Source organism: Kitasatospora sp. NPDC057223 (assembly GCF_042669755.1).
Classification (GTDB): Bacteria; Actinomycetota; Actinomycetes; order Streptomycetales; family Streptomycetaceae; genus Kitasatospora.
Genome location: NZ_JBHUWW010000119.1, coordinates 22,586 through 29,831, shown reverse-complemented (window position 1 = coordinate 29,831; position 7,246 = coordinate 22,586). Strand labels below are relative to the sequence as shown.

At 74.9% G+C, this 7,246-nt stretch carries 6 protein-coding genes; 2 read left to right on the top strand and 4 right to left on the bottom strand.

Features of this window, described 5'->3' with window-relative positions; genetic code table 11:
• Positions 1 to 53: 53 nt before the first annotated feature.
• Entirely contained in the window at positions 54 to 389 is a 336-nt protein-coding gene (locus ACFUK0_RS31190; RefSeq protein WP_380255832.1) for a hypothetical protein, read from the bottom strand.
• A gap of 325 nt (positions 390 to 714) precedes the next feature.
• Between ACFUK0_RS31190 and ACFUK0_RS31185 the strand changes: the two genes are divergently transcribed.
• Both ACFUK0_RS31185 and ACFUK0_RS31180 read left to right on the top strand, forming a co-directional pair.
• Positions 715 to 2,823, top strand: coding sequence for a molybdopterin cofactor-binding domain-containing protein (locus ACFUK0_RS31185; RefSeq protein WP_380255831.1), 2,109 nt, complete (start codon positions 715 to 717; stop codon positions 2,821 to 2,823).
• Between the two features lie 14 nt (positions 2,824 to 2,837).
• Entirely contained in the window at positions 2,838 to 3,293 is a 456-nt protein-coding gene (locus ACFUK0_RS31180; protein WP_380255830.1) for a (2Fe-2S)-binding protein, read from the top strand.
• Positions 3,294 to 3,408: 115 nt separating this feature from the next.
• Here ACFUK0_RS31180 and ACFUK0_RS31175 read toward each other — a convergent pair whose 3' ends face one another.
• The 3 genes from ACFUK0_RS31175 to ACFUK0_RS31165 all read right to left on the bottom strand — a co-directional run bounded on the left by ACFUK0_RS31175 (position 3,409) and on the right by ACFUK0_RS31165 (position 7,168).
• The gene (locus ACFUK0_RS31175) at positions 3,409 to 4,167 is read right to left on the bottom strand and encodes a transglycosylase family protein (protein WP_380255829.1); all 759 of its coding nucleotides are present in this window, start codon (positions 4,165 to 4,167) and stop codon (positions 3,409 to 3,411) included.
• 556 nt (positions 4,168 to 4,723) lie between these two features.
• Positions 4,724 to 5,386 (bottom strand): response regulator, encoded by a 663-nt coding sequence (locus ACFUK0_RS31170; protein ID WP_380255828.1) that lies wholly within the window; start codon positions 5,384 to 5,386, stop codon positions 4,724 to 4,726.
• 75 nt (positions 5,387 to 5,461) lie between these two features.
• Positions 5,462 to 7,168 carry a sensor histidine kinase gene (locus ACFUK0_RS31165; RefSeq protein ID WP_380255827.1) on the bottom strand — a complete coding sequence of 569 codons (1,707 nt, stop codon included), beginning with the start codon at positions 7,166 to 7,168 and terminating at the stop codon, positions 5,462 to 5,464.
• Positions 7,169 to 7,246 lie beyond the last annotated feature (78 nt).

Below are 7,246 nucleotides of genomic sequence, written 5' to 3'. Positions count from 1 at the left end.
CCCGCTCCGCCGGTCGCGGAGCGGGAGCGGCCGCCGCTCGTCGTCGGCCGGGCTCAGTCCTCCTGGTGCAGCAGGGACCTCACGAGCCGGCAGGTGGCCGCGGACGGGCGGTGGATGCCGATCCGCGCGGCGATCGAGCGGATCCGGCGGTTGGTCGCCTGACCCGGGGTGTAGAGGCCGGTGTCCAGCAGGACGACGGCGAGGCGCATGGCCTTGAGGCGGCGGTTGTGGTCGATGTACCAGGCTCGCGGCAGCCCGGCGGGCAGTGCCCGCTGGACGGGCGGACCGAGCCGGCGGCTGCCGGCGGCCGGCTTCGCTCCGGCACGGGCCCCAGGGGCCTTCGGGCTCTTCCGGGTTCTGGGGGCAGGGGTGAGTACGGCGGCTGACATCGGCGGCCTCCCGGTGCGTTGGTGTGCACTCGCTGATGGGTTCTATTTTAGGTGCGCCCACTGACAGTCGGGCCGGCAGCCGAGGCCGCGTCCGGGCCGGCCGCGGGCGCCGGGCGGTGGCGGGCCGACGGCGGCATGCTCATGTTGACCCGTCAGTAGCCGGTCCCTAGGCTCACCTCCGCGGTCCGGCGTCCGGGCCTCGGCGCGCCTCGGGAAAGGCCCTCCCATCAGCACCTCCAGCTCCGGCTCCGCCGCCACGACGGGCGGCGGGCCCGTCGGGCGGCGCAGGTTCCTCACCTACCTGCTGGCCGCCCCCACCCTGACCGTGGCCGCCCGGCTCGGGCCCGACACGGCGGCTCCGGCGGCGGCCGCCGCCGTGCCGGGCCTGCCGGGGGTGCCCGACGTCCTCGACCTCGGTGACGCCCTGATCCTGGCCGGCCTCCCCACCTCGCACCTGCTGGTCCTGGAGGTGACGGCGGCCGGCCGGGTGGTACTGCACCTGCCGCGGGCCGAGGTCGGCCAGGGCCTGACCACCGCCGTCGCGATGCTGGTGGCCGACGAACTGGACGCGGCGCTCGCCGACGTGGACGTGCCGCTCTCGGACGCCCGCCCGGACCTGCTGTTCAACCAGCTGACCGGTGCCTCCAACTCGGTCCGCTCGCTCTACGACCCCGTCCGGGCGGTCGCGGCCGCCGCCCGCGCCCGGCTCGTCACCGCCGCCGCGCAGCAGTGGGGCCTGCCCGCGGGCACCCTGCGCACCGAAGGCACCGCCGTGCTCGCCCCGGACGGGCGCCGGGCCGGCTACGGCTCGCTCGCCACCGCCGCCGCGGCCGTCCTGGTCCCGGACGTCCCCACCGCACCCCGGCCGGCCGAGCAGCAGCGGCTGGTCGGCCGGCCCACCGGGCGGATCGACGCGCGGGACATCGTCACCGGCCGGGCGAAGTACGCGGGCGATCTGGCGGTGCCGGGCGCGGTGCCGACCGTGGTGGCCCGCCCGCCGACGATCAACGGCGCGGTGCGGTCCTTCGACGCCTCGGCCGCGCGCGCCATGCCCGGCGTGCTCGACGTGGTGCCGATCCCGAGCGGGGTCGCGGTGCTGGCCGAGACCTTCGACCAGGCGATCAGGGCCCGCGACGCGCTCCAGGTCTCCTGGCGGCCCGGCCCGCTGGCCGCGCTGTCCGACGCCGACATCCGTACCCGGCTGCGGGCCGCCAACCTGCCGTTCCTCGTCCCGCCGCTGCTGACCCTGCACGTGGACGGCGAGTTCGACTTCGCCTTCGTCAGCCACGCCCCGATGGAGGTGCTGACCGCCGTCGCGGACGTCCGGGCCGACCGGGCCGAGCTGTGGTTCTCCTCGCAGTCGCCGATCGTCGCCCAGCAGACGATCGCCGCCGCGATCGGCCTGCCGCAGGACGCGGTGACCGTGCACGTGGTGCGCGGCGGCGGCTCGTTCGGGCGGCGGCTGTTCTTCGACGCCGCGCTGGAGGCCGCGCAGGTCTCCCAGGCCGCCGGACGGCCCGTCAAACTGATGTGGACCAGGAACGACGACATCCGGCACGGCAGGATGCGCCCGGCCGGCCACCACCGGATCCGCGCCACCCACGCGCTCGGCCAGGTCCTCACCTACGAGCACCGGGTGGCGACCGTCGCGACGGACTTCCGGCACGGCCTGGGCGAGGCGCTGACGGCCGCCGGGTTCGGTGTCTCGGCCGGCGGGGTCAGCCTGAGCCAGGCCTTCTTCCTGCTCACCGAGAAGGTCCCGTACGAGCTGGGGGTGACCACCCAGCTGCTCGCCGAGGTGCCGCTGGACATGCACACCGGCAGCTGGCGGTCCGTCTACTCCGGGACGGTCCGGGTCGCCGACGAGATCATGGTGGACGAGATCGCCCGCGCCCTCGGCCAGGATCCGGTGGCGTTCCGCCGCGCCCGCCTGGGCAGCGCCCATGCCCGCGCGGTGCTCGACACCGTCGCGGCAGCCGGCCGGTGGGGCCGCCCGATGCCGCCCGGGCACGCCCAGGGCGTGGGCTTCCACGAGGAGCACCGCTCCTGCGCCGCGTACCTGGTCGAGATCGACGCGAGCGACCCGGCGCAGCCGCGGGTCACCCGGGCCGTGATCGCCGCCGACGTCGGACTGGCCGTCAACCCGCGCGGGCTGGAGGCGCAGCTGACCGGCGCGCTCGTCGACGGCATCTCGGTCATCCTCCGGGCCGGCAACCACATCGACCACGGTGCGGTGCGCGAGGGCAGCTACGCGGACTTCCGCTACGCGCGCCAGCAGGACAGCCCGCCGGTGGTCGAGGTGCACCTGATGCCGCCGAGCGGCCCACCGGGCGGCGCCGGGGAGCTCGGCGTGCCCGCCGCCTCGGCCGCCGTCGCCAACGCGTACGCGCGCGCCACCGGTACCCGTCCCCGTTCCTTCCCGATCAGCTTCTGAGGGGCCGCCGAGCCATGCCGAGCCACACCTTCGTCCTCAACGGGCGGCCTGTCAGCGTCGAGGCCCCCGACGACATGCCGCTGCTCTGGGTGCTCCGCGACAAGCTGGGCGTCACCGGCCCCAAGTACGGCTGCGGGGTGGGCGTCTGCCGGGCCTGCACCAGCCATCTGGACGGCGAGGAGTTCCAGCCCTGCACGGTCGCCGTCAAGGACTGCGCGGGCCGGCAGGTCACCACCATCGAGGGGCTGGCGGACGGGGACGTGCTGCACCCCGTCCAGCAGGCCTGGCTGGACTGCGACGTGGCGCAGTGCGGGTTCTGCCAGCCCGGCCAGATCATGACCGCCGTCGCGCTGCTGCGCCGCACCGCCGAGCCGACGGACGCGGACATCGACCGGATCCAGAACGTCTGCCGCTGCGGGACGTACCCGCGGATCCGCGAGGCCGTCAAGAAGGCCGCAGCGGCGGGCTGAAGCCGCCCGGTCGGGGCAGCAGGGGCTCGGCCGGCCCGGAACGCACCGCGGCCGCCCCTCGGGGAGGGGCGGCCGCGGTGTACCGGGTGGATCCAGCGACGGATCAACCGGTGGATCAGACGGAGAGGGTCTGGCCCGGGTAGATCAGGTCGGCGTTGCCGCCGACGACCTGGGCGTTCTTCGCGTGCAGGCTCGACACGGAGGTGCCGAACTTGGCGGCGATGCTGCTCAGGGTGTCACCGCTCTTGACGGTGTAGCTGCCCTTGGCGGCGGCCTTGGTGCCGTTGTGCTGGGCGGCCGACTTCCAGGACTTCACGGTGTCGGTGGAGGTCGACTGCTTGGAGGCGTTCGACTTCGCGGCCGGGGCGGTGGCCGTGCTGCTGTCCGCGGACGGCGCGGCCGGCTTGGCGGCGGCCTTCGGCGCGGGGGTGGCGGCCGGGGCCGGGGTGGCGGCGGTGGTGTCGACGGCGGCAGCGGCGCCGCCGGCGGTCAGGCCGGCCTTGACGGAGCAGACCGGCCAGGCGCCGGGGCCCTGCGAGGCGAGGACCTTCTCGGCGATGGCGATCTGCTGCGCCTTGGTGGCCTGGTTCGCCTGCGGGGCGAACGCGGTGCCGCCGAAGGCGGCCCAGGTGCTGGAGGTGAACTGCAGGCCGCCGTAGAAGCCGTTGCCGGAGTTGATGCTCCAGTTGCCCGTGCTCTCGCACTGCGCGACCTTGTCCCAGGTCGAGACCGAGGCGGCGGAGGCCGAGTTGGCCGTGACGAGGCCTGCCACCGGAAGGGTCACAACGGCCCCGCCGATGAGCGCCATCCGCACGCGGTTGCGCTTGGTGACGGTCTTGGTGGTGGCAGTGGTGGTCTCGTTACGGAAGGTCATGTAATTCCTCTCGACAGTCCCGGGCAGGCATGCGGAACCAGACCCTCGAAGGGCCCTGTTTCACTCGCCTCACTCGATGAGCGGCCGGACACGCGGATGAGCGTGCCGCGCCGCCCCGGCAACCCTCCGCACACCTGCGACCCGTTCGGGACGGTCGCTCCGGTGGGCACGTCCTGCGCCGGGTGAACCGGCGGGCCGTGCGGTGGGGGTGAACCCGGGTGGTGCTCGTTGCACCGACAACAACGAAGCTACGGGCCTGGGAGGTTTGGTTCAACCATTGACGAATACGTGCAGGTCAGTCGGTGGTTACCAAGGGTATTGATCAAGGAATTATGCCCTGGATGCCCCGTTTTGCGGCTATTTGCATGATCAAAAGAGGGTTTGCGGTGCCCCCGCTCACACCAGGAGCCCTGTGAGCCCGCCCACTCGGTGGACAGTCCGTGAGATCGCCGTGGCGCTCCGCGACAATGTGCCTCCGCGCGCCCGCCGCCCGGCCGGGCCCGGGTGGTGCCCGCCACATCCCCCGCCCCCGCGACCACCCCCGGCCCTCGCCCTGTCAGCCGCCGAGACCCGCGTCCCGCGCCAGCAGCGCCGCCTGCACCCGGTTGTCGCAGCCGAGTTTCGCCAGGATCCGGCTGACGTACGTCTTCACGGTCGCCTCGCTCATGTGGATGCGCGCACCCGCGTCCGCGTTGGACAGGCCCTCGCCGAGCAGGGCCAGCACCTCCCGCTCCCGCCCGGTGAGCGACTCGACCCGCCGGCGGGCGGCCTCGCCCCGAGCCGAAGCAGGCCCGGCCGCGCCCGCGGCCAGGCTGTCCACGATGAACCGGGCCGCCACCGGCGACAGGAAGGCGTTGCCCCCGGCCGCCGCCCGGACGGCCTGGATCAGCTCGCCCGGCGCGGTGTCCTTCAACAGGAACCCGGCGCCGCCGGCGGCGACCGCGCGCAGCACGTTGTCGCGCTCCCCGAACGTGGTCAGGACCAGTGCCCGGGCACCCGGCGCCACCCGGGGCAGCTCGGCGAGCGCGGTCAGGCCGTCCATCACCGGCATCCGGATGTCCAGCAGCACGACGTCGACGCCGTGCGAGCGGGCCAGCTCCAGGGCCTCCCGGCCGTCGGCGGCCTCGGCCACCACGTCGATGTCGTCGGCGGACGAGAGGATCATCCTGATCCCGGCCCGGATCAGCGGCTCGTCGTCGGCGACGAGGACTCGGATCACTGCTGGTCCTCCTACTGGTCCCCCTGCCGGGCGGACACGGCGGCCCCGGCGGCACCGCTCGGCGGCCGGCACCCGTCATACCTTCGCACGGTAGTGCTGCTTGTCGATCAACGTGCCGTCCCGGAAGCAGAACCGGGCCACGTACTCCGCCTCGAAGCCGTCGTCCCCGCCCGGGTTGTCGGAGACGAACCAGAGGCAGGACGCCCCGACGGGGAGAGCCGGCCCGGTGCCCCGGTAGTCGTCGGTCAGGAACCGGCTGCCCGCCGGCAGCTTCGAGCGGACGTCCGCCTCCGCACTGCCGACCTCGACGGCGTCGAAGGCCACCCTGTCGACGGTCGCCCGGTCGAGCTCCCCGACGAAGCTCAGCACGCCCCAGACGATCAGGCCCAGCACCGCCAGCACGACGGCGACCGCCCCGGCGGCGCAGCCCAGCGCCGGGCTGCGCCGTCGTCGCGGCAGGCCCGCGCCCCTCGGCGGCGCTCCTTCTGCGGCAAGCACCGGGGCGTCGTCGGGCGGCAGCCCCTGGTGCGGGACGTGCTGGTAGGGCAGGACGGCGGCGGTGCGCCAGCCGCCGTCCGGGGTCGGGCCGGCGTGCACCATTCCGCCGACCAGCCGGGCGCGCTCGCGCAGGCCGGTCAGGCCCTGGCCGCCGCTGACGGCGGGCAGGCCGCCCTCACGCTCCGGCGCCGGGCCGTTGGCGACCTCTACGACGAGGGCGTCGGGCTCGTACCGCAGGGCGAGGGTGATCGGCGCGCCGGGCGCGTGCTTGTGGGCGTTGGTCAGGGCCTCCTGGACGACCCGGTAGGCGGCCTGCCCGGCCGCCGCCGGGAGCGGACGGCTGTCGCCGCTGCGGCTCAGCGCGACCACCGCGCCGGCCAGCCGGGAGCCCTCGGCCAGCCCGTCGATCCCGTCCAGTCCGCCGCCGCCGGGCCGCCCGGGGACAGCCGCACCCGCACCACCGGCACCAGTGGCACCAGCGGCCGCCGGAGCCTCCTCGTGCAGGACCCCCACCACCTCGCGCAGCTCCCGCATCGCGGCGACGGACGCCTGCCGCAGCACACCGACGGCCTCGCGCTGCGCACCGGTCAGCGTGCGGTCGACCTCCAGCGCGCCGGAGTGGACGGAGATCAGCGCGAGCCGGTGGCCGAGGCTGTCGTGCATGTCCTGGGCGATCCGGTGGCGCTCCCGCAGCCGGGCCTGGTGCGCGATCATGGCCTGCTCCCGGACGAGCTGCTCGTTGCGCTCGTGCAGGGCCGCGACCAGGGCCCGGCGCTGGGCCAGGTAGCGCCCGGCCAGCGCCGGCAGCACGGCGAACAGCAGGAACCCGGCGAGCGTGACGCCCATGACGCCCTTGACCGGCACCGTCTCGTCCCCGTGCCAGAGCGCCGTCGTCATCATGAGCAGGAAGGCGCCGCCCATCACCGCGGCCACCGGGAGCACCCGGGCCACCCGGTAGCCCGCCGACCAGGCCGCGAACACGACCAGCGGGCTGAAGCTGTCGATTGCGCCCACACCGGCCGCCGTGACCAGCAGCACGGGCACCGCCGGCCCGCGCCGCAGGGCGAAGAGCAGGAGGACGGTCGCCGCCGAGAGCACCGTCCTGACCGTCCCCTGATGGCCGACCAGTGCGAACAGGACCGCGAACCCGGCGACGCAGAGGGCGCCCAGGCTCTCGCCGAGCACCGGCCGCACCCCCCAGGGGCCGGGGAACGCCCAGCGGGCGGCCTTCGACAGCCGCGCCCGCATCGCCGTACCCCCGGTCACCAGCTCTTTCGTCGCCACCCCGCGAGGCTAGCGGCCGGCCGCCCGGGGCGATGCCGCCGTTCGTCTCGTCCCCCTCACGACGAAAGTCGCGGGCCC